Source organism: Clavibacter sp. VKM Ac-2872, from assembly GCF_015351105.1.
In the GTDB taxonomy this organism is placed as follows: domain Bacteria; phylum Actinomycetota; class Actinomycetes; order Actinomycetales; family Microbacteriaceae; genus Clavibacter.
Map to the genome: position 1 here is coordinate 1608868 of NZ_JADKRR010000001.1, position 22239 is coordinate 1631106.

A 22239-nucleotide genomic window follows, 5' to 3' on the forward strand; every position below is an offset into this window, starting at 1 on the left:
CCCACCTGGAGAAGAACATGCCATCGCTCATCACGAACCGCCTCGTGCTCCTCGACGCCGACCTCGGCGCCGACCGTGAGCACGCCGTCCGCACGCTGGCCGAGCGCGTCGTCGCCGAGGGCCGCGCGACCGACGCCGACGCCCTCTTCGCCGACGCGTGGGAGCGCGAGTCGAAGACCGACACCGGCATGGGCGGCGGCCTCGCCATCCCGCACTGCCGCTCCGCCGCGGTCACCGAGGCCACGCTCGTCATGGCGCGCCCGGCCCCCGCCGTCGACTTCGGCGCGCCCGACGGCCCCGCCGACCTCGTGTTCTTCATCGCCGCGCCCGACGGCGCCGACCAGGAGCACCTCGTGCTGCTGTCGCGCCTCGCCCGGTCGCTCATCAAGCCGGAGTTCGTCGCGGCGCTGCGCTCGGCGACGGACGAGGACCAGGTCGTCTCGCTCGTGGAGGGCGCGCTCGTGGACGAGCCCGCCTCCTCGACCGGCGGCCCGGCCGCCGCCACCCCCGCCGCGTCGGCATCCGCTCCCGCCGCGGCCCCCGCCGACGCGCCGGTGCTCATCGCCGTCACCGCGTGCCCCACCGGCATCGCGCACACCTACATGGCGGCCGACTCGCTCGTCGCCGCGGCCAAGCGCGCGGGCGTCGAGCTGCACGTCGAGACCCAGGGATCCTCCTCGGTCACGCCCGTCGACCCCGCGATCATCGCGCGGGCCACGGCCGTGATCTTCGCGGTGGACGTGGACGTGCGCGATCGGGCCCGGTTCGCCGGCAAGCCCGTCATCCAGTCGCCCGTCAAGCGCGGCATCGACCAGCCCGACCAGATGGTCGCCGAGGCCGTCGCCGCCGCGAAGGACCCGAGCGCCCCGCGCGTGCCGGGCGGCGCATCCGCTGCCACGGGCTCGGAGCAGGCGTCCCCGCAGTCGTCGCAGTCGGTGGGCGCGCGCCTCAAGCGCTGGCTGCTCACGGGCGTCAGCTACATGATCCCGTTCGTCGCGGGCGGCGGGCTCCTCATCGCGCTCGGGTTCCTGCTGGGCGGCTACCGGATCACCGAGACAGCCGCCGACGTCGTGCTGCAGAACTCGCTCGCGAACCTGCCCGCGGGCGGCCTCGGCCAGTACCTCGGCGCGGTCGCGTTCGTCATCGGCAACGCGTCCATGGCCTTCCTCGTGCCGGCGCTGGCGGGCTACATCGCCTACGCCATCGCCGACCGGCCCGGCATCGCGCCCGGATTCGTCGCGGGATCCATCTCCGTCATCATGGGCGCCGGCTTCCTCGGCGGCCTGGTGGGCGGCCTCCTCGCGGGTGGCATCGCCTACGCGATCGGCCGCATCGACGTGCCGCGCTGGCTGCGGGGCCTCATGCCCGTCGTGATCATCCCGCTGCTCGCCTCGATCGTCGCCTCCGGCCTCATGGTCATGGTGCTCGGCGGTCCCATCGCCGCTCTCACGCGCGGGCTCAACGGCTTCCTCTCCGGCCTCACCGGCACGTCGGCCATCGTCCTCGGCATCATCCTCGGCGTCATGATGTGCATCGACCTCGGCGGCCCGATCAACAAGGTCGCCTACTCGTTCGCGGTCGCCGGCCTCGGCGCCGGATCCATCACCGACCAGGCGCCGTGGCACATCATGGCCGCGGTCATGGCCGCAGGCATGGTGCCGCCCCTCGCCCTCGCGCTCGCCTCCACCGTGATCGACCGCCGCCTGTTCAGCCCGGCCGAGCGCGAGAACGGCAAGGCCGCGTGGCTCCTCGGGGCCGCATTCATCTCGGAGGGCGCCATCCCGTTCGCCGCGGTCGACCCGCTGCGCGTGATCCCCGCGAGCATCGTCGGCGGTGCCGTCACGGGTGCCATGATCATGGGGCTCGACGTCGTGTCGCAGGCCCCGCACGGCGGCGTCTTCGTGCTCTTCGCGATGAACGGCACGTTCCTCGGCTTCCTCGCGTCCGTCGCGGTCGGCGCCGTGGTCTCCGCGTTCCTCGTCGTGCTCCTCAAGCGCTTCACGACGAAGCGCCCGGAGGCGGCCGCCGCCGCACCCGTCGAGCAGGGCGTCCCCGTCCCGGCCTGACCCCGTCCCGGCCTGACCCCGTCCCGTCCCCGAACCGACCCCACCACCAGAAGGAGAACGTCCATGACCGAGCGCACCGCCACCATCGGCAGCCGCGTGGGCCTGCACGCCCGACCCGCATCCCTCTTCATCGAGGCCGTGCGCCGCACGGGCGTGCCGGTGAAGATCAGCAAGCCGGGCGGCACGCCGCTCGACGCGACGAGCATCCTGTCGCTCATGAGCCTCGGCGCCGCGAACGGCGACCAGGTCGTCCTCACGGCCGAGGGCGACGGCGCGGACGCCGCGCTCGACGAGCTGGCGGCCCTGCTCGAGAGCGACCTCGACGCCGTCGAGTAGTCGCCCGCACGACGAGAGGGCCCGGTCACCGCGATGCGGTGGACGGGCCCTCTCGTCGTGTCAGGCGACCGGCGGCGTCACCACTCGGCGACGCGGTAGTCCTTGAGGAAGACGCCCGAGATGTCCTCGCCGGCCTGACCCATGACGATGGGGTCGTACACGCGCGCGGCGCCGTCCACCAGGTCGAGCGGCGCGTGGAAGCCCTCCTCGGCGAGGCGCACCTTCGTGGGGTGGGGGCGCTCGTCGGTGATCCAGCCGGTGTCGACGCTCGTCATGAGGATGCCGTCGGTCTCGCGCATCTCGCGCGCCGAGGTGCGGGTCATCATGTTGAGCGCGGCCTTCGCCATGTTCGTGTGCGGGTGGCCGGGGCCCTTGTACGCGCGGGCGAACTGGCCCTCCATGGCGCTCACGTTCACGACGTACTTCCGGCGCGACGCCGACGCGGCCATCGCGGGGCGCAGCCGGCTGACGAGCAGGAACGGCGCCGTGACGTTGGCGAGCTGGACCTCGAGCATCTCGAGCGGATCCACCTCGTGCACGACCTGGGTCCAGCTGTTCGCGTCGTGCAGGTCGGGCACCAGGCCGCCCGCGTCGATGGCCGTGCCGGCCGCGAGACGGGCCAGCGACGAGGAGCCGGCCGTCATCGCGAGCTCGGTGACCTCGGCGGCCGTGATCCCCGTCGCGGTCGAGAGGATGGGGTGCGCCGCGACGGACGCGGCGAGGGCCGCCGGGTGCGCATCGGCCGTGTGGCCGAACGTGAGCAGCTCGGGGAGGTCGCCGTCCGGGAGGGGCGCCGCCTCGGCCTCCGACAGCGGCGCGTACGAGCCGGGGGAGCGGCGCACGGTCTGCGCGGCGTTGTTGATGAGGATGTCGAGGGGGCCGGCCGCGGCCACGGCGTCCGTGAGGCCGATGACCTGCGCCGGGTCGCGCAGGTCCAGGCCGACGATGCGCAGGCGGTGCACCCACTCGTGCGCGTCGGGCAGGCCGGCGAAGCGGCGGACGGCGTCGCGCGGGAAGCGCGTGGTGATGGTGGTGTGCGCGCCGTCGCGGAGGAGGCGCAGCGCGATGTGCATGCCGATCTTCGCGCGGCCGCCCGTGAGGAGCGCCCGCATGCCCGACAGGTCGGTGCGGGCCTCGCGCTTCGCGTGGTTGAGGAGCGCGCAGTCGGGGCAGAGCTGGTGGTAGAACGCGTCGACCTGCGTGTAGTGCTGCTTGCAGATGTAGCAGGGCCGGGAGCGCAGGAGCGTGCCCGCGGTGGGCTTCGCGGTCGTGATGGCGAGCGGGATCCCGCGGGTCTCGTCGTCGATGCGGTCGGGCGCGCCCGTGGCGGTGGCCGCGACGACGGCGCGGTCGGCGGTCGCGACGGCCTCGCGCTTCTCGAGCCGGCGGGCCTTCTTGACCTGCTTGAACATGGAGGCGGTGGCGCGGCGGACGGCGACGAAGTCGGGGTGCTCCTCGTCGATGTCGGCGAGCGAGCCGAGCACGCGGAGGGCGACGGCGAGGTCGTCGGGATCGATGGCCGACCCGGGGGCGGCGACCTGGGCGGGCGCGGCGGCGTCGGGAACGGGGGCGACGGGATCCGCGGGGCGGGTGGGGTCGTCGGGCAGGGCGTCGGAGGGCACAGGAGATGATACCCGGGGCGTCGGGGTCTCCCGGGCGACGGGCGGTGGCCCGGGGCGGCGCTACATCGTGGTCGCGAACCCGACCGCGGCGGCGATGACCGCCCAGAGGGCGATCGTGACGACCACCAGGGCGATGAGCCCGGTGCGGCGGTCGCGCCAGCGCGCCCGCTGCGCCTCGGGATCGACGGGCACGGCCTCCGGGGCCCGGACGCCGGCGGCCGCATCCTGCTCGGGCGCCGTCTGCCCATCCGCGTCGGTGTGCGGCGGGGAGACGTGGTCGAGCGGGGCGCGGTCGGGACGCGGGTCGAGCGGGAGGGACGGCATCCGCCGACCGTACGCGCTGACGACCCGAGGTCCCTGCTGCCTGTGGAGAACTCGGCGGCGGGGCGCGTGGGGGAGGATGGACGCATCATGTCGGACACCGCGCTCGCCCCCACGCTCACCGAGGAGGCGGCCCGACTCGCCGTGGACGGGGCGACCGACGACGCCATCTACGACGCGTTCGCCGAGTGGGCGATCGCGCGGGGGATCGAGCTGTACCCGGCGCAGGACGAGGCGGCGCTGGAGATCGCGTCGGGCGCGAACCTCATCCTCTCGACGCCGACGGGCACGGGGAAGTCGCTCGTCGCGGTGGCGGCGCACTTCGCGGCGCTCGCCCGGGGACGCCGTTCGTACTACACCGCGCCGATCAAGGCTCTCGTCTCCGAGAAGTTCTTCGCGCTCGTGGAGCTGTTCGGCGCGGCGCAGGTGGGGTTGGTCACGGGCGACTCCTCCGTGAACCCGGACGCGCCCATCATCTGCTGCACCGCGGAGATCCTCGCCAACCGGTCGCTGCGCGGCGGCGCGGACACAAGCGTCGACCAGGTGGTGATGGACGAGTTCCACTTCTACGCGGATCCGCAGCGCGGCTGGGCCTGGCAGGTGCCGCTCCTGCTCCTGCCGCACGCGCAGTTCGTGCTCATGTCGGCGACGCTCGGCGACGTCACCGACCTCGCGGACGACCTCACCCGGCGCACGGGGCGGCCGACCGCGCGGATCACGGGCATCGAGCGTCCCGTGCCGCTCTTCTTCCACTACGCCGTCACGCCCGTGCAAGAGACGGTCGAGGAGCTGCTCGACACCAAGCAGGCACCCGTCTACATCGTGCACTTCGCGCAGGCCGCGGCCCTCGAGCGGGCGCAGGCGCTGTCCAGCATCAAGATCGTCACGCGGGAGCAGCGGGACGAGATCGCGGAGATGATCGGCGGCTTCCGCTTCAGCACCGCGTTCGGCAAGACGCTGTCGCGGCTCGTGCGCGCGGGGATCGGCGTGCACCACGCGGGCATGCTGCCGAAGTACCGGCGCCTCGTCGAGCAGCTCGCGCAGCAGGGGCTCCTCCGGGTGATCTGCGGCACCGACACGCTCGGCGTCGGCATCAACGTCCCCATCCGCACGGTGCTCTTCACGGGCCTCACCAAGTACGACGGCACCCGGATGCGGCAGCTCAACGCGCGCGAGTTCCACCAGATCGCCGGACGCGCGGGGCGTGCCGGCTACGACACCGCGGGGACCGTGGTCGCGCAGGCCCCCGAGCACGAGACCGAGAACATCAAGATGCTCGAGCGCGCGGGCGACGACGTGAAGAAGCGCCGGAAGCTCGTGCGGAAGAAGGCGCCCGAGGGCTTCGTCTCGTGGGGCGAGCCGAGCTTCCGCAAGCTCATCGACGCGGAGCCCGAGCGGCTGACGTCGAGCATGCAGGTGAGCCACGCGATGATGCTCAACGTCATCGCGCGCGGCGGCGACGTGTTCGCGAACATGCGGGCGCTCGTCGAGGACAACCACGAGCCGCGGGTCCGCCAGCTCGCGCTCGCGCGTCGTGCCCTCGCCATCTACCGCACGCTGCGGACGGCCGGCATCGTCGAGCAGGTGGATGACCCCGACGGCGGGCCCACGCGGATCACGCTGACGGTCGACCTGCAGGCCGACTTCGCGCTCAACCAGCCGCTGTCGCCGTTCGCGGTCGCGGTGTTCGAGATCCTCGACCGGGAGTCGCCGACGTACGCGCTCGACATGGTGAGCGTGGTCGAGGCGACCCTCGACGACCCGCGGCCGATCCTCTCGCAGCAGCAGTTCAAGGCCCGTGGCGAGGCCGTGCAGGCGATGAAGGCCGAGGGCATCGAGTACGACCAGCGCATGGAGCTGCTCGAGGAGATCACCCACCCGAAGCCGCTCGAGGAGCTGCTCGACCAGTCGTTCGCGACCTACAGCGCGAGCCAGCCGTGGATCGGCGACTTCGCGCTCAGCCCGAAGTCGGTCGTCCGCGACATGTACGAGCGGGCGATGTCGTTCAGCGAGCTGATCTCCTTCTACGGGCTCATGCGCTCCGAGGGGCTCGTGCTCCGCTACCTCTCCGACGCGTTCCGCGCGCTGCGCCAGACCATCCCCGACGAGGCGAAGACCGAGGAGCTGCTCGACGTGATCGAGTGGCTCGGCGAGCTCGTGCGGCAGGTCGACTCGAGCCTGCTCGACGAGTGGGAGGAGCTGTCGCATCCGACCACGGCACTCGGCGACGCGCCCGTGCTGCCGCCCGCGCCGAAGCTGCTCACGTCGAACACGCGCGCGTTCCGGATCCTCGTGCGCAACGAGCTGTTCCGCCGGGTGCAGCTCGCGGCCCGCGAGGACCTCCAGGCCCTCGGCGAGCTCGACGGCGCCGCCGGGTTCGACGCGGACGCGTGGGGCGACGCGCTCGACGGCTACTTCGGCGAGTACGACCGGATCCTCACCGACGGCGACGCCCGCAGCCAGACGCTCGTGACGATCGAGGAGCGGCCGACGGAGTGGGTCGTGCGGCAGGCGCTGCACGACCCCGAGGGCGATCACGACTGGGGGATCGAGGCGACCGTCGACCTCGACGCGTCGAACGAGGCAGGCGAGGCCGTCGTGCGCGTGACCCGCGTGGGCACCCTCTCGTGAGCGACGCGCCGCGCCTACCCGACCTCGCCGGGCGGACGATCCTCGTCACCGGCGCCAACGGCGGCGTCGGGTTCTGGACGTCCGCGCAGCTCGCCGCCGCCGGCGCCCGGGTGCTGCTGGCCTGCCGCTCCGCGGAGCGCGGGGACACGGCTGCCCGCGCGATCGGAGCGCGCGTGCCGGGGGCCGAGGTCGACGTCGTCTCCCTCGACCTGGCGAGCCTCGCGAGCGTGGAGGCGTGCGTCGCCGCCGTCCGCGACGACCTCGACGCGATCGTCGCGAACGCCGGCATCACGCCCGCGGGCGGTCGCGCGCGCCATCGCCGGACCACCGTCGACGGGTTCGAGGAGATGATGGGCACCAACGCGCTCGGGCACTTCGCGCTCGTGGCCGGGCTCGCGCCGCGGCTGCGGGCCGGGGGCCGCGTCGTGATGCTGGGATCCCTCGCCCACCGCTTCTCGCCGCTCGACCTCGGCGACCTCGCGGGGGAGCGGCGCATGCCCGCGCTCGTGCGCTACGGCCGGTCGAAGACGGCGTGCATGACGATCGCCGTCGAGCTCGACCGGCGGTGGCGGGCGGCGGGATCCGACCGCGTCGCCCTCTCCGCGCACCCCGGCTACGCGGTGGACGCGCTGACGCCGCCGCAGGATCCCGCCCGCCGCCCGCACGGGATCGCCGCCGCGCGCCGACGGATCGCGGCGGCCGGCCGCGTCCTCGTGCAGGGCAAGGACGCCGGTGCGTGGCCGGTGGCGCACGCGGCCGCGGCCGACGGCGTCGCGGGCGGCTCCTTCTGGGGACCCGTTGGGCCGCTCGAGCTGAAGGGCGCGCCGGCTCCCGCGTTCGTCGCGGAGCACGCGCGGTCGCACGCCGTCGCCGAGCAGCTCTGGGCGGCCGCCGAGGACGCCACGGGGATCCGCTTCCGGCCCTGACGGCGCCGCCGCCCGTGGGACGGGCTCAGCCCTGCGGCGTCCCGAGCACGTCGTCGAGCGCGTCGCGGAAGGCCGCTGTCTCCTCGGGCGTGCCGACGGACACCCGCAGCCAGCCCTCGGGCCCCGTCTCGCGGATGAGGACGCCGCGGTCGAGCAGCCCCTGCCACACGGCGTGCCGGTCCGGGAACCGGCCGAAGAGGACGAAGTTCGCATCCGACGGCGCCACCTCGAAGCCGCGGCCGCGGAGCCACTCGACGAGCCCGTCGCGCTCCTCGCGCAGCGACGCGACCTGGGCGAGCAGCACGCGGCTGTGCCGGAGCGCCGCGGTCGCGCTCACCTGCGTGATCCGCGACAGGTGGTACGGCAGGCGCACGATGCGGAGCGCGTCGACGACCGCGGGGGAGGCCGCCAGGTACCCGAGCCGGCCGCCCGCGAACGCGAAGGCCTTGCTCATGGTGCGCGAGACGATGAGGCGCGGGTGCTCCGGCAGCAGCGAGATCGCCGTCGGCACGCCCTCGCGACGGAACTCGGCGTACGCCTCGTCGATCACCACGACGCCGGGCGCCACGGAGAGCACGTGCTCGATCTCGCGGGTCGTGAGCGCGGTGCCGGTCGGGTTGTTCGGCGAGGTGAGGAACACGACGCTCGGCTGGTGCTGCTCGACGAGCGCCGTGACGTTCGCGAGGTCCAGCGTGAAGTCGTCCTGGCGTCGGCCGGAGACCCAGGTGGTGAGGGTGTTGCGCGCGTACTCCGGGTACATCGCGTAGTGCGGCGCGAACGAGAGCGCGACGCGGTCGGTGCCGCCGAAGGCCTGGAGCACCTGCTGCAGCACCTCGTTGGATCCGTTCGCCGCCCACACGTTCTCCGGCCCGAGCGCCAGCCCGCTGTCGGCCGTGAGGTAGTCGGCGAGCTCGGTGCGGAGCTCGAGGAACTCGCGGTCCGGGTAGCGGTTGAGCCCGCGCGCGGCCTCGAGCACCGCCTCGCTCACCGCGACCGCGACCTCCTCGGGCAGCGGGTACGGGTTCTCGTTCACGTTGAGGAGCACGGGCACGTCCAGCTGGGGGGCGCCGTAGGGCTCCTCGCCGCGGATCCCGTCGCGCAGGGGCAGGTCGGCGAGGGTGGTCTCGGACCAGTCGGGGCTCATGGGTCTCCTCGGGAGTCGTCTGGCTCCCATCCTCCCATCGACGTGCCCGGCGGCCGCCCGGCGTCGGGCGGCTAGGGTCGTCGGATGCGCTCCCCCCTGGCCCGGCTCACCCGCGTCCGGCGGCCCGGGGACGTGCACCGCACCGAGTCGGCGCCGCCGCGCTGGCTGCTGCTCTCCCGCCGCTACGGCTCGCGCGCGATCCCGGTCGGCCACGACCTGGAGCGCCGCACCGTGCTCGGCTTCCGCATCGCGATCAAGGTGTTCCGGTCGCCGGGGGCGAACGCGGGCCGCACGCTCTCCAGCGCCCCGTCGGGCGTCGGCTCGGCCGGACCCACGGCGGTCCGGCCGTCGTTCGTGCTCGTGCACGGGATCGGGGTCTCCTCGCGCTACTTCCACCCCGTCGCCGCGCTCCTCGCCGAGCACGGCGCCGTCTACGCGGTCGACCTGCCCGGCTACGGGGAGTCGCCGCGCGTGCGCCGCGACGTGACGCTGGCCGACCACGCGGCCGTCGTCGCGGAGGTCATCCGCATGCACGGCCTCGTGGATCCGGTCGTCGTCGGCCACTCCATGGGCTCGCAGATCGTGTCGCGGCTCGCCGTCGACCACCCGGAGGTCGCGGACCGGATCGTGCTCATGGCGCCGACGCTCGACCCGCGGAAGCGCGGCGTGATCCGCGCCGCCCTCGCGCTCGGCCACGACACCCTGCGCGAGCCGCTGCTGTCGAACGCGGTCGTGCTCGGCGACTACTTCCTGCGCTGCGGGATCCGCTACTACCTCGCGCAGCTGCCCCACCTCATCGCCGACCGCGTCGAGGACCGGGCCGGTCTCATCCGCGCGCGGACGCTCGTCGTCGTGGGCGACCGCGACACCGTGGTGGCGACCTCGTTCGCGCGCCACCTCGCCGACCGCATCCCGCGCGGCCGGCTGCACGTGGCGCACGGCCCGCACGTCGTCATGTTCACGGACCCCGTGGGCGTCGCCCGGGCGATCGTCGAGCATGCCCGTGTCGGCTGATCCCGTGGCCGCCGGCCGCCCGACCTCCCCGGTGCCGGCCCCGGCCCCGGCGGGCAGGATGGGACGGTGACCGCCGCCGGACCCGACCCCCTGCCGCCGCTCACGCTCCTCCGGAAGGCGCTCGACTGGGCCCTCGACTACGCCTACGTCCTCCGCTGGCAGGCGGCCGCCGCGATCTCCCGCGACGACGCCCGCTCCTTCGAGGACGGCCGCGACGACCGGCCGACCATCCTCGTGCTGCCCGGCGTCTACGAGCGCTGGCAGTTCATGCTCCCGATCATCCGGCGGCTGCACGCGCGCGGGCACGGCGTGCACGTGGTCGGCGCGCTCGGCGCGAACGTGGGCCGGATCGCCGAGATGTCGCGCCGCGCCCGCGCGTACCTCGAGGCGGAGGACCTGCGCGACGTCGTCATCGTCGCGCACAGCAAGGGCGGCCTCATCGGCAAGCACCTCATGGCGTTCGGCGACCCGGACCGCCGGATCCGCGCGATGGTCGCGATCAACGCGCCGTTCGGCGGATCCTCGTACGCGCGCCTCTTCCCGGTCCCGAGCATCCGCGACTTCTCGCCGCGGAACGCCGCGCTGGTGGAGCTCGGCCGCGCGCGCGAGGTCAACGGGCGGATCACGAGCGTCTTCGCGCGCTTCGACCCGCACATCCCGGGCGGGAGCTCGCTCGACGGCGCGACGGACGAGCGCGTCGAGGCGTCGGGCCACTTCCGGATCATGGGCGACGAGGACGTGCTGCGGCGGGTGGAGGCGGCGATCGACCGCGCCGGGACGCCACCCTCGGCTCTCGCCTGACGCACCTCCGGGCGCGGCGCATACTGGGCACATGCCCGACCCCGCCGCTCCCGCTCGCGGCGGTGGCACCGCAGACGGCCACCCGGACGGCACCGCCGACGGCCGCGGCCGCACCGTGCTCGCGGTCGCGATCCTCGCCTCCTTCGTCGCCTTCCTCGACGGCACGGTCGTCAACGTCGCGCTGCCCGCCATCGGGGCGGACCTCGGCGGCGGCCTCGTCGTGCAGCAGTGGGTCGTCGACGCGTACCTCATCACCCTCGGCGCGCTGATCCTCCTGGCCGGCTCGCTCTCCGACGCGTTCGGCCGGGTGCGCGTGCTCCGCGCCGGGCTCATCGGCTTCGGCGTCACGTCGCTCGTCTGCGCCATCGCGCCGACCGCCGGGATCCTCATCGCCGCGCGCGCCGCCCAGGGCGCGGCCGGGGCGCTGCTCGTGCCGAGCTCGCTCGCCCTCATCGCGCAGGCCTTCCGCGGCCCCGCGCAGGCCAGGGCCATCGGCTCGTGGACGGCGTGGACCGGCACGGCGATGCTCGTCGGCCCGGTCCTCGGCGGCGTGCTCGTGGACGCGCTCGACTGGCGGCTCGTGTTCGGGATCAACGTGCTCCCCATCGCCGTGACCCTCGTGCTCCTCGCGCGGCTCCCGCACGACGCGCCCGTCGCCGACGGCACGCGCGTCGACGTGCCGGGCGCGGTGCTCGGCGCCCTCGGGATCGGCGGCCCCGTCTTCGCGCTCATCGAGCAGTCGCGCCTCGGGATCTCGCACCCGCTCGTGGTCGGCAGCCTCGTGGTCGGCGTCGGGTGCCTCGTGCTCTTCGTCATCCGCGAGCGGCGCACCGCGCATCCGATGCTGCCGCTGTCGCTCTTCCGCGAGCGGGACTTCCTCGTCGGCAACATCGCGACCGTCGGGATCTACGGCGCGCTGTCGCTCGGCGGCTTCGTGATCGCGGTCTTCCTGCAGCAGACCGGCGGCCTGTTGGCGACGGCCGCGGGCTTCGCGCTCGTGCCGACCACCGTGATCATGCTGCTGCTGTCGACGCGCTTCGGTGCGCTGGCCGGGCGGATCGGGCCGCGGCTCCTGATGGGCGCGGGGCCGATCATCGCGGGCGGCGGCTACCTGCTGATGCTGCGCGTCGCCGAGCCCGTCGACTACGTCGGGCAGCTCCTGCCGGGCATCCTCGTGTTCGGCCTGGGCCTGTCGATGACGGTCGCGCCGTTGACCGCCACGATCCTCGAGGCGGTGCCGTCCGCGCAGGCGGGGATCGCGTCGGCCGTGAACAACGCCGTGTCGCGCGTCGCCGGGCTCGTGTCCATCGCCGCGATCGGCCTGGTCGCGGGGCCCGACCTCGACGTGGCCGCGTTCCACCGCGTGGTGCTCGTGACCGCGGCGCTGCTGGTGGCGGGCGGGCTGGTGTCGCTCGTCGGGATCCGCTCCCGTCATGCCTCGGGAGCGGCCGCGGACGACGCGGCGGGCTAGACGGCCAGCAGCACCTTGCCGACGTGCTGCGACGACGCCACGTGCGCGTGCGCGGCGGCCGCCTCGGCGAGCGGGAAGACGCGGTCGACGACCGGTCGCACGGATCCGTCGGCCACCGCCGGCCACACATCGGCGCGGATGGCGGCGACGATGCGGGCCTTGTCGTCGGCGTCCCTGGCCCGGAGCGTCGTGCCCCAGATCCGCCCGCGGCGCGCCATGAGCTGGCCGAGCGCGATGCTCGTCGGTGCGCCGCTCTGGGCGCCGATGACCATGATCCGGCCGTCGCGCGCGAGCGCCCGGATGTCGCGGTCGATGTAGTCGCCGCCGATCGCGTCGAGGATCACGTCGGCACCGTGCCCGTCTGTGGCCTCGAGGAGCGCCGCCACGAAGTCCTGCTCCCGGTAGTCGATGAGGATGTCCGCGCCGAGCGCGCGGCAGGCCTCGAGCTTCGCGGGGCTGCCGGCCGTGACCGCGACGCGGGCGCCGAGCCGGGCGGCCAGCTGGATCGCCATGGTGCCGATGCCGCTCGACCCGCCATGCACGAGCAGCGTCTCGCCCGGAGCGAGGCAGGCGTCGAGCACGACGTTCGACCACACGGTCGCCACCACCTCGGGCAGCCCCGCCGCCTCGACGAGGTCGAGCCCGTCGGGGACCGGCAGGACGTGGCGCTCGTCGACCGCCACGAGCTCGGCGTAGCCGCCGCCCGCGAGCAGCGCGCACACGCGGTCGCCGACGCTCCAGCGCGTCGCGCCGTCGCCGACCGCCCCGATCGTGCCGGACACCTCGAGCCCGAGGTGCGTCGGGGCCCCGGCGGGCGGCGGGTACGCGCCCTCCCGCTGGCTGAGGTCGGCCCGGTTGACGCCCGCGGCGGCCACGCGGATCAGGACCTCGCCGGGACCGGGCACGGGATCCGGGAGCTCGGTGAGGGAGAGGACGTCGGGGCCGCCGGGGGAGGGGAAGGTGATCGCGCGCATCCCGCCACGGTACGCCGCCGCAGCTCGTGAGCGACCCGCCCCAGAAGTACATGAACTCGCAACTAAATACGGGAATAGGCCGGGGATCCATGCGCTTGCATACCTTCGAGGCCGTCGGCCCGCACCCATGACCCCTGTACGAAAGGCACGCACATGAGCGACACCAGCACCGTCCCCGGCTACATCGCCGGCACCTGGACCATCGACAAGACCCACAGCTCCGTCGGCTTCAGCATCCGCCACATCATGATCAGCAAGGTCAAGGGCACGTTCAAGGACTTCGACGCCGAGATCGTCACGGGCGCCACGCCCGAGCAGAGCTCCGTGAAGGCCCATGCGACCATCGCCTCGATCGACACCAACGAGCCGAACCGCGACCAGCACCTCCGCACGAACGACTTCTTCGACGCCGAGAACCACCCCACCATCGACTTCGTCTCCACCGCCGTGCGCGTGGAGAAGGACGGCGACGCGAAGGTCGACGGCGAGCTCACCGTCCGCGGCGTCACCAAGCCCGTCACGTTCGACGTCGAGTTCGGCGGCTTCGGCGGCGACCCCTACGGCAACACCAAGTTCGGCGCGACGGCCACCACGGTCATCAACCGCGAGGACTTCGGCCTCACCTACAACGCGGCCCTCGAGACCGGCGGCGTGCTGCTCGGCGACAAGGTCACCATCACGCTCGACATCCAGGCGGTCCTCGCGACCCCCGCGGCCTAGCCGACGCCCGGCCGGCACCCGCCGGCTGTCTCCGCCTCGCGCGGATCCGACGCCCTCGTTCCCCTCATCGGGACCGGGGGCGTCGTCGTGCAGGGTCGCGCGTCAGGGCACGAGGCCGAGCGTGCGCAGCGTCTCGAGCGGGCGCTCCACATGCGCGAAGTGGCCGGCGTCGGGGATCACCGCGGGCGAGGCGTCCGCGAGGTCGCCCCCCAGCCGGGCCAGGTCGCCCGGCGCGACGAAGACGTCCCTGCTGCCGCGCACCGCGGTGACGGGGCACGCGATCCGCGGCCACAGCTCGCCGGCGGGGTAGGCGGCGGCGATCGCCGTGGCCCGGAGGAAGGCGCGCGGCCGCACCTCGTCGGCCAGCGCCGCGATGACCGACCCGCTCATCCGCCCGCCGTGCGCGAAGAGGGGCCGGGTGAGCTGGCGCAGGACGCCCGTGCGATGGAGGAACCGGACATACGCGAGCCCGGCGGGGCCGAGGAGCCGCGTCACGTGCATCGCGCCGAGCATCATGCTGAACCCCGGGAGGACGTCGAGGCGCCGGACGGGGTGCGCGGCGCTGCGCATGACGGCGTAGACCGTCGGGGACACCAGGGCCACGGAGCGCACGCGGTCCGGATGCCGGACGGCCAGGTGGAGGGCGAGGAACCCGCCCATCGAGTGCCCCACGAGGCGGAATCCGTCGTACCCCAGGTCATCGACCACCCGGATCACCGCGTCGGACACCGCGTCCAGCGCGAGCTCCCCGTCGCCGGCCGCGGCCGGGGACGCGCCCCAGCCGGGGAGGTCGACCGCCACGACGTCCTCGAGCGGCGCACCCGCGTCCCGGGCCGCGCGGAGGGCCGGCGTCCAGGTGGTCCACGACCCGGCGGCGCCGTGGAGCAGGACGGTGGCCGTCCCGGAACGGCGCCGGGGCGCGTGGTGGTGCCGGACCACCCCGGTCGGCGTCGCCGTCGTCCCGGCGACCAGGTCGGATCCCCGGGGGTCGGCGTCGAGCTCGTAGGGGCTGTAGCCGTCCACCGCGCGAGGACCCCGCCCGGTGCCGCGCGCGGCGAGCCCCGTCCGGCGCGGCAGGGGACGGGGGGACGGGGGATGGGGGACGCGCACGGATGACCTCCGGGACGGGACGGGGATCCGCACAGGGTCGCCGACGGCGGCGGCGGCCCGTGGGCCCTCTCCCCAGCGCGCCGTCCCTCGCGCCCGTCGCCGGTCCCGCGCGGACCCGAGCTCGCGGGGTCTCAGGCGAGGCGGCCGAGCGCGCGCATCGTCTCGGCCGGGCGCTCGACGTGCGCGAAGTGGCCGGCGTCGCGGATCACCGCGGACCGGAAGGCGGGCACCGCGCGCGCCAACAGGTCGAGGTCGTCGCGGGAGACGAACACGTCGTCGTCGCCGCGCACCGCCACGACCGGGCAGGCGATGCGCGCCCAGAGACCGTCGGCGTCGTAGCCCCGCGTGACCTCCGCGGCGAGGGAGAACGCCCGGGGCCGCGCCTCGGTCGCGATGGCGTCGACGACCGACCGGCGCACGCGCCAGCCGTGCGCGAAGAGCGGGAGGGCGATCGGCCGCATGAGCCGGATGCGGCCGACGCCGCGGATGAGCGCGGTGCCGGGGCGGCCGAGCCGGCGCATGGCGCGCATCACGCCGAGCATCATCGTGAAGCCGGGGATGAGGCGGAACTCCCGCACGGGGTGCGCGACGCTCGCGATGACCGAGTACGTCGTGGGCGAGACCAGCTCGACGGAGACGGCGCGGTCGGGGTCGCGCGCGGCCAGGTGCAGCGCGATGAAGCCGCCCATCGAGTGCCCGACGAGCCGCCAGCGCGCGTAGCCGAGGCCGTCGACCACGGCGCGGACGGCGTCGGCGATGGCGTCCACCGTCGCCTCCTCGTCGGTCGCGTCGAGCTCCGAGCCGCCCCAGCCGGGCAGGTCGATCGCGACCACGTCGGCGAACGGGACGCCGGCGTCGCGCGCGGTGCGGATCAGCGGCGTCCAGGTGGTCCAGGATCCGGCGGCCCCGTGCAGGAGCACCGTCGCGGTGTCCGACCCGCGCACCTGCACGTGGTGGTGCCGCACGACGCCGAGCCCGGTGCGCGTGCTGCCCCGCACGAGGCCGGACGCGCGCGGGTCGGCGTCGAGCTCGAGCGGGCTGTAGCCGGGCAGGGGCCGGCTCACTCGGCGCCGCCGATGATCTCCGAGCGGATGCGGCGGATGTCCTCCAGAAGCGAGCCGATGAGGATCCAGTGCTCCTCGCTCGGCTGCAGCACCACGAGCGGCGCGGTGAGCGCGGGCTCCTCCCGCGGGTCGGCGCCGCCCGAGCGGCCGTCATCCGGCAGCGCGTGCTCGGCGAGGAGCCGCACGTCGTGGGCGGCGCGCGTCAGCTCGGTCGCGATCCCGCGGACGACGGGCTCCTCACCGAGCGCCGGGTCGTAGCGGTCGTGCACGGCGCGCGTCATGCCGACCACGCGGTTCACGAGCACGGTGAGCGTCGCGAGCAGCTCCCGGTCGGCCTCGAGCAGCGCCCGGTGCCGCCGCCGGAGGGGGTTGAGCGTGAGGCTCTCGAGCCCCCGGTCGACCTCGGCGACGGCCTTCGTGTGCCGCGGCCGGAGCTCGCGCGCGCGGGCGAGCATGCGATCGAGCTCCTCGCGGTCGACGGGCTCCGCGAGCGCGCCCGCCAGCCGGTCGAGGGCCGCGGCGCAGTCGCCCGCGAGGCCGAGGACCGCGCGGCGGCTCGCCTCGTGCAGCACGGGCGGCGCGATCGCGATGTTGACGACCACGCCGATGGCCGCGCCGAGGATCGTCTCCACGATGCGGTCGACCGCGTAGACGGGCGAGAGCTGGCCGATGGCGAGCACGAGCATGGCGCTGATGGGGATCTGCGTGCTCGACCCGGGCGTCAGCCGGAAGACCCAGCCCACCAGGACGGCGACGACGACCGCGAGCAGCACCACGCCGCTCGACGTGCCGAGCGCGAGGCCGAGCCCGAGCGCGAGCAGCACCCCCGTGATCACGCCGAGGCTGCGCTCGACCGCCTTGCCGAAGGTCTGGTTGATGCTCGGCTGCACCACGAGCAGCGCCGCGATGGTCGCGAAGATGGGCAGCTGCGCGGGCAGCAGGGCGATGCACACGAACCAGGCGATGATGGCGGCGACCGAGGTCTTGACCACCTGGACGAACGGGATCCGCGTGGTGGTGCGGACGGTCGTGGTGATGCGCACGTGCGGCCTCGGGCTTCCGTCTCGGGTGCGTCCATCATCCCGCGGGCTGGCGGCCTCAGGCCACCTCGGCCGCGTCGTCCATCCCGCCCATGCCGTCGGCCCCGCCGTCGTCCCCGCCGCCCTGCCGCCTGGCGTCCTGCCAGCGCGCCCACATCTCCTTGAGGTCCCACGCGTCCTCCGCCTGGATGGAGACGCCGCGCTCGCCGGTGCGCCGGGTGCGCCCCCGGATGACGAGCAGCCGCGTGCCGAAGAGCATGGGCCCGGCCTTCTGCTGGGCCTCGTCGAAGAAGGTGGAGTCGGAGCAGCCCGTGCCGTCGTCGAGGCTGATGAAGACCACGCGCTTGCCGCTGCGCATGGGCGGGGTCTGCGTGGCGATGCGGATCCCCGCGACCACCACCTCGGAGCCGCTGCGCACCTCGAGCAGCTGGCTCGCCGGGATCACGCCGAGCTCGTCGAGCATCGGCCGGTAGCTCTCCAGCACGTGGTCGGTGACCTCCATCTGCAGGATGTCGAGCTCGGTGGCGACCCGCGCGCGCCCGTCGGGGTCGGGGGAGCCGCGCGGGATGAGGTCGCGGTCGTCGACGAAGAGCGGGAGCTGGCCGGCCGGATCCGCGGGCCGGGCCGCGCGCGCCGTGAGCCGCCGCGCGTACGCCATGACGTCGCCGCGCGACGCGGCCCCGCGGGAGGCGGAGTCCTCGGCGGACGTCGCGAGCGAGTCGAGCGCGCCCACCGCGGCGAGCCGCTCCAGCAGCGCGCGCGACGGCTGCGCCTTCGCGTAGAAGTCGCTGATGGAGTCGTAGGGCTGGCCCCGCTCGATGCGCTCCAGCTCCGCCTGGCTCATGCCGTGCACGTCCTGCAGCGACAGCCGGATCCCCAGCTCGCCGATGCGCGTGCGCCCGGTCGTCTCCTCGCCCGCGACGCGCTCCACCCGGTAGACGCCGGTCGACCGGTTCACGTCGAGCGGCAGCACGGGCACCCCCATGCGACGGGCCTCCGTGAGGAGCAGCCGCTTGGGGTACATGCCGGGGTCGTGCGTGAGGATCCCCGCGAGGAACTCCGCCGGGTAGTGCGTCTTCAACCACGCGCTCTGCCAGGTGGGCAGCGCGAACGCGGCGCCGTGCGCCTTGCAGAACCCGAACGAGCCGAAGCCCTTCAGCGCCTTCCAGATGCGCTCGACGTCGGCATCCGAGAAGGGGCGCCGGCCCGTGCGCCCGTCGACGTGCGCGGACGTGCGCTCCCGGAACGCCTGCTCGACCACGGTGTCCATCCGCTCCATGTTGCGGCGCAGCTCGTCGGCCTCCGCGAGGGAGACCTGCATGCAGTCCGCGAAGATCCGGATGACCTGCTCGTGGTAGATGACGACGCCGAACGTGGACGCGAGGAACGGTGCGAACCGGGGGTGCAGGTAGTCGGGCCGGGTGATGCCGTGCTTCGTGTCGAGGAACGGCGCGACCATGTTCCCCTTCATGGGGCCCGGCCGGAACAGCGAGATGTCGGCGATGAGGTCCTCGTAGACGTCCGGCTGCATCTTGCCGATGAGCTCGCGCTGCCCGGGCGACTCGATCTGGAACATGCCGAGCGTGTGCGTGGTGCGGATGGCCTGGAAGGTCTCCTCGTCGTCGTGCGGGATCTCGTCCAGCTCGATGCGCCCGTCGCGGTGCACGTAGCGCGCGTCCACCGGGATGCCTCCCGCGACCGCCGAGCGCGTGCCGTGGACGCGGTGGATCTCGTCCAGCGCGTACGCCATGGTGCTCTGCATCCGCACGCCGAGGATGTCGAGCTTGAGCAGCCCCATGTCGTCGATGTCGTCCTTGTCGAACTGGCTCATGGGCAGGCCCATGCCGCTCGGCTGCACGGGGCTCGTGCTGAGCAGGTCGGAGTCGCCGAGGATCACGCCGCACGGGTGCATGGAGATGTGCCGGGGGAGCCGGTCGAGCCGCTCCGTGAGGTCGACCAGCAGGTCGATGCTGGGATCGTCGCGCACGAGGTCGGCGATGGGCTTGAGCTCGGGCTTCGTCTCGAGCACCGCCCGGAACTCGCGCGCGTTGAAGCGCCAGATGTTCTTGGCGATGAAGTCGACCTGCTGCTCGTCGAGGTCGAGCGCGAGCCCCGCGTCGCGCGCGGCGCCGCGCGCCCGGTAGGTGTTCTGCATCGACAGCAGGGTGACCCGGTTGCTGCCGTACTTCTCGAACACGCGGTGGTACACCTCGTGCCGCCTGGCCGACTCCACGTCGATGTCGATGTCCGGCAGCGTCGAGCGCACCTTGCCGAGGAAGCGCTCGAACAGCAGGTCGTGCTCGAGCGGGTCGACGTTGGAGATGCGCAGCAGGTAGTTGACGAGGCTGCCCGCGCCGGATCCCCGCGCCTGGTTGCGCACGCCCATGTCGCGCATGAGCGCGCACACGTCGGCGACCGTGAGGAAGTAGGTGGCGAAGCCGAAGCCCGTGATGGTCGTCAGCTCCGTGCGCATGCGGGCGAGCACGCGCTGCCGCATGGCCTCGTCGACGTGCCCGAACCGCTCGGTGACGCCGGCCTCGGCCTTCCGCCAGAGCGCCTCGTCCGGATCGCCCGTGATCCCGATGACCTCCTTCTCCGGCAGCTTCGGCTTCCGCCAGGCGAGGTCGGCGTCGGGATCCAGCCGGCAGCGGTCGGCGAGCTCCTCGGTGGCGCGCAGCAGGGCCTCGCCGGCGCGACGGTCGAGCGACGACGCGCCCGCGACCTCCCGCGCGATCTCCTGCATCTCGGCCGGGGTCTTGAGCCAGGCCTGGCCGTTGGGCTGCGGGCGGAACGACCCCAGGGGCCGGAGCGTGGCCGCGGAGTCGAGCACGTCGCCCGTGAGCGCGTCGTCGGGCTCGAGGTAGCGCACGGCGTTGGTGAGCACCGCGGGGACGCGGTGGGCGTCGGCGAGCTCGAGCATGCGGGCGGCGTGGCGGAGGCTGGCGGACTCGCCGGGCTCCGTGAAGTGGCAGACCACCTCGACGACGATCGCGCCGGGCAGGAGCCGGGCCCACTCGGCCAGGTGGCGGGATGCGAGGGCGTGGTCGCCCGCCGCGACGGCGTGGCCCACGTCCGAGTCGGGCCCGAGCATGACGGTGCCGACCGGGCCCTCCTCGCCGAGGAGGAACGCGGGCGGCCGGGTGCGCGCGATGCCGGCCTGGGCGCTCCGGGCGGTGCTCCGCGCCGTGCCCCGACCGTGGCTCGCGCTGATGAGCCGGCTGAGCGCCGCCCAGCCCTGGCCCCGCGTGCCGCCGTGCGCGAGCACCGTGATCCGGCCCGGGGGCTCGCCCGTGAGCCCGAGCTCCGCCCCGACGACGGGGGAGACCCCGGCGGCGAGGGAGCGGCGGATGTGGCGGACGGCGCCGTACAGCCCGTCCCGGTCGGTGATGGCCGCGGCCGACGCGCCCTCGGACGCGACCCGGTCGACGAGCGCCTCGGGCGCCGAGGTGCCGAAGTGGGCGGAGAAGGCGGACGCGACGTGCAGGTGGGTGAAGCTCACGCGCACCTCCCTCGATGTCCGCCCGCGTCCTCCCCGGGCGCGATCTTCGAACGGATGTTCGACTCGCCCAGTGTAGGTCGGCTGCCCGGCAGCCGCGACCCGTAGTCTCGGAGGATGACCAGCGAACCCTCCACCCTCGTCATCCTCGGCGCCAGCGGCGACCTCACGGAACGCCTCCTCCTGCCCGGTCTCGGCAGCCTCGTGGCGAGCGATCGGGGGCGGCGGATCCAGCTCATCGGCACCGGCCGGAGCGAGCGGACGCCCCAGGAGTGGACGAAGACGGTCAAGACCGCGTTCGACTCGGTGGACGCCACGGGACGCCGCGCGGCGGGCATCGTCTCGTCCACGAAGTACATCCAGGCCGACCCCACGGATCTCGACGACCTGAAGCGCATCCTCGACGCGTGCGAGGGCGCGCCGGCCCTGTACTTCGCGCTCCCGCCGGCCATCTCCATCGCCGTGTGCGAGCAGCTGGCGAAGCTCGACCTGCCGGAGGGCACCACGCTGGCGCTCGAGAAGCCGTTCGGGTCGAACAGCCGCAGCGCCGCGCAGCTCAACCGCCAGCTGCTGAAGCTCGTGCCGGAGGACCGCATCCACCGCACCGACCACTTCCTCGGGCTCTCCACCGTGCTCAACCTCGTGTCGCTGCGCTTCGCCAACCGCTTCTTCGAGTCGGTGTGGAGCGCGAAGGACATCGAGAAGGTCGAGATCCTCTACGACGAGACGCTCGCGCTCGAGGGCCGCGCCGCCTACTACGACAAGTCGGGCGCGCTCGTCGACATGATCCAGAGCCACCTGCTGCAGGTGCTCGCGGTCTTCGCGATGGAGCCGCCCGCGAGCATCGACCCGGACGACCTGCGTTCGAACATCGCCTCGGTCCTCCGCGCCACCGAGGTGTGGGACAACGACCCCATCGCCCACAGCCGTCGCGCCCGCTACACGGGCGCGACGATCGACGGCACCCGCATCCCCGCGTACGCGAAGGAGGAGGGGGTGGATCCGGCCAACGAGACGGAGACGCTGGCCGAGGTCACGTTCGGCGTCGCGAACGCGCGCTGGGCGGGCGTCCCGTTCCGCCTCCGCTCGGGCAAGGCCCTCAAGGAGGCGTCCAAGCGCATCATCGTCACCTTCAAGCCCGTGGCGCACCTGCCGCGTGGCCTGCACGGCTCGGCGCGGCCGGACCGCCTCGTCATCGACCTCAAGCCCGACGGCATCTCGCTCGAGGTCACGATGGACGGCACGGGCGAGCCCTTCACGCTCACGCAGTCCACGTTCCGCGCGGAGTTCGCCGAGCCCGAGCTCACCCCGTACGGCGAGGTCCTCGACGGGATCCTCGCGGGCGACCCGCGCCTCTCGGTCCGCGGCGACGTGGCCGAGCGCTGCTGGCGCATCGTCGCGCCGGTCATGCGCGCCTGGAAGGGCGACCGCGTGCCCATGGCCGAGTACCGCGCCGGATCCGCGGGGCCCACCGCCTGGCGCTGACCACCCGCGCCGCCCGCC

17 protein-coding genes are annotated in these 22239 nt (G+C 74.0%); 9 read left to right on the forward strand and 8 right to left on the reverse strand.

Annotated features, from left to right (window positions below):
- The first annotated feature begins 17 nt into the window (after positions 1 to 17).
- A complete protein-coding gene (locus ITJ40_RS07650) occupies positions 18 to 2066 on the forward strand; it encodes a fructose-specific PTS transporter subunit EIIC (RefSeq protein ID WP_194666467.1) in 2049 nt (682 codons plus the stop codon).
- Positions 2067 to 2129: 63 nt separating this feature from the next.
- Positions 2130 to 2402: an HPr family phosphocarrier protein gene (locus ITJ40_RS07655; protein WP_086514791.1), complete on the forward strand. Its 273-nt coding sequence runs from the start codon at positions 2130 to 2132 to the stop codon at positions 2400 to 2402.
- Between the two features lie 77 nt (positions 2403 to 2479).
- On the opposite strand, the gene ITJ40_RS07660 is transcribed toward ITJ40_RS07655, so the two are convergent.
- Both ITJ40_RS07660 and ITJ40_RS07665 read right to left on the reverse strand, forming a co-directional pair.
- A complete protein-coding gene (locus ITJ40_RS07660; RefSeq protein ID WP_194666468.1) occupies positions 2480 to 4024 on the reverse strand; it encodes an SDR family oxidoreductase in 1545 nt (514 codons plus the stop codon).
- Between the two features lie 60 nt (positions 4025 to 4084).
- Positions 4085 to 4348: a hypothetical protein gene (locus tag ITJ40_RS07665; RefSeq protein ID WP_194666469.1), complete on the reverse strand. Its 264-nt coding sequence runs from the start codon at positions 4346 to 4348 to the stop codon at positions 4085 to 4087.
- Between the two features lie 87 nt (positions 4349 to 4435).
- On the opposite strand from ITJ40_RS07665, the gene ITJ40_RS07670 reads away from it, so the two are divergent.
- Together ITJ40_RS07670 and ITJ40_RS07675 are read left to right on the forward strand one after the other, a co-directional pair.
- Positions 4436 to 6976, forward strand: coding sequence for an RNA helicase (locus tag ITJ40_RS07670; RefSeq protein ID WP_194666470.1), 2541 nt, complete (start codon positions 4436 to 4438; stop codon positions 6974 to 6976).
- Positions 6973 to 7902, forward strand: coding sequence for an SDR family NAD(P)-dependent oxidoreductase (locus ITJ40_RS07675; RefSeq protein WP_194666471.1), 930 nt, complete (start codon positions 6973 to 6975; stop codon positions 7900 to 7902). The genes ITJ40_RS07670 and ITJ40_RS07675 overlap by 4 nt, the downstream gene beginning before the upstream one ends.
- 25 nt (positions 7903 to 7927) lie before the next feature.
- Here the strand turns inward: ITJ40_RS07675 and ITJ40_RS07680 are convergent, their stop codons facing one another.
- Complete coding sequence (locus ITJ40_RS07680) at positions 7928 to 9046, reverse strand: histidinol-phosphate transaminase (protein ID WP_194666472.1); 1119 nt, start codon at positions 9044 to 9046, stop codon at positions 7928 to 7930.
- An 84-nt stretch (positions 9047 to 9130) separates the two neighbouring features.
- Here ITJ40_RS07680 and ITJ40_RS07685 point away from each other — a divergent pair, with 84 nt between their 5' ends.
- The 3 genes from ITJ40_RS07685 to ITJ40_RS07695 all read left to right on the forward strand — a co-directional run bounded on the left by ITJ40_RS07685 (position 9131) and on the right by ITJ40_RS07695 (position 12332).
- A complete protein-coding gene (locus ITJ40_RS07685; RefSeq protein WP_194666473.1) occupies positions 9131 to 10060 on the forward strand; it encodes an alpha/beta fold hydrolase in 930 nt (309 codons plus the stop codon).
- Positions 10061 to 10126: 66 nt separating this feature from the next.
- On the forward strand, positions 10127 to 10861 hold the full coding sequence (locus ITJ40_RS07690) for an alpha/beta hydrolase (protein ID WP_194666474.1): 735 nt from the start codon (positions 10127 to 10129) through the stop codon (positions 10859 to 10861).
- Between the two features lie 31 nt (positions 10862 to 10892).
- Positions 10893 to 12332 (forward strand): MFS transporter, encoded by a 1440-nt coding sequence (locus ITJ40_RS07695; RefSeq protein WP_194666475.1) that lies wholly within the window; start codon positions 10893 to 10895, stop codon positions 12330 to 12332.
- Here the strand turns inward: ITJ40_RS07695 and ITJ40_RS07700 are convergent.
- Positions 12329 to 13306, reverse strand: coding sequence for an NAD(P)H-quinone oxidoreductase (locus tag ITJ40_RS07700; protein WP_194666476.1), 978 nt, complete (start codon positions 13304 to 13306; stop codon positions 12329 to 12331). The genes ITJ40_RS07695 and ITJ40_RS07700 overlap by 4 nt on opposite strands.
- A gap of 153 nt (positions 13307 to 13459) precedes the next feature.
- Between ITJ40_RS07700 and ITJ40_RS07705 the strand changes: the two genes are divergently transcribed.
- Complete coding sequence (locus ITJ40_RS07705) at positions 13460 to 14026, forward strand: YceI family protein (RefSeq protein WP_194666477.1); 567 nt, start codon at positions 13460 to 13462, stop codon at positions 14024 to 14026.
- A 102-nt stretch (positions 14027 to 14128) separates the two neighbouring features.
- Here ITJ40_RS07705 and ITJ40_RS07710 read toward each other — a convergent pair whose 3' ends face one another.
- The 4 genes from ITJ40_RS07710 to ITJ40_RS07725 all read right to left on the reverse strand — a co-directional run bounded on the left by ITJ40_RS07710 (position 14129) and on the right by ITJ40_RS07725 (position 20739).
- The gene (locus ITJ40_RS07710) at positions 14129 to 15049 is read right to left on the reverse strand and encodes an alpha/beta fold hydrolase (RefSeq protein ID WP_370532013.1); all 921 of its coding nucleotides are present in this window, start codon (positions 15047 to 15049) and stop codon (positions 14129 to 14131) included.
- A 218-nt stretch (positions 15050 to 15267) separates the two neighbouring features.
- On the reverse strand, positions 15268 to 16200 hold the full coding sequence (locus ITJ40_RS07715) for an alpha/beta hydrolase (protein WP_194666479.1): 933 nt from the start codon (positions 16198 to 16200) through the stop codon (positions 15268 to 15270).
- Positions 16197 to 17243 (reverse strand): FUSC family protein, encoded by a 1047-nt coding sequence (locus ITJ40_RS07720; protein ID WP_194666480.1) that lies wholly within the window; start codon positions 17241 to 17243, stop codon positions 16197 to 16199. Before ITJ40_RS07720 ends, ITJ40_RS07715 begins: the two co-directional genes overlap by 4 nt.
- Positions 17244 to 17298: 55 nt before the next feature.
- Entirely contained in the window at positions 17299 to 20739 is a 3441-nt protein-coding gene (locus ITJ40_RS07725; protein ID WP_194666481.1) for a DNA polymerase III subunit alpha, read from the reverse strand.
- Positions 20740 to 20853: 114 nt separating this feature from the next.
- Between ITJ40_RS07725 and ITJ40_RS07730 the strand changes: the two genes are divergently transcribed.
- Complete coding sequence (locus ITJ40_RS07730; RefSeq protein ID WP_194666482.1) at positions 20854 to 22221, forward strand: glucose-6-phosphate dehydrogenase; 1368 nt, start codon at positions 20854 to 20856, stop codon at positions 22219 to 22221.
- Positions 22222 to 22239 lie beyond the last annotated feature (18 nt).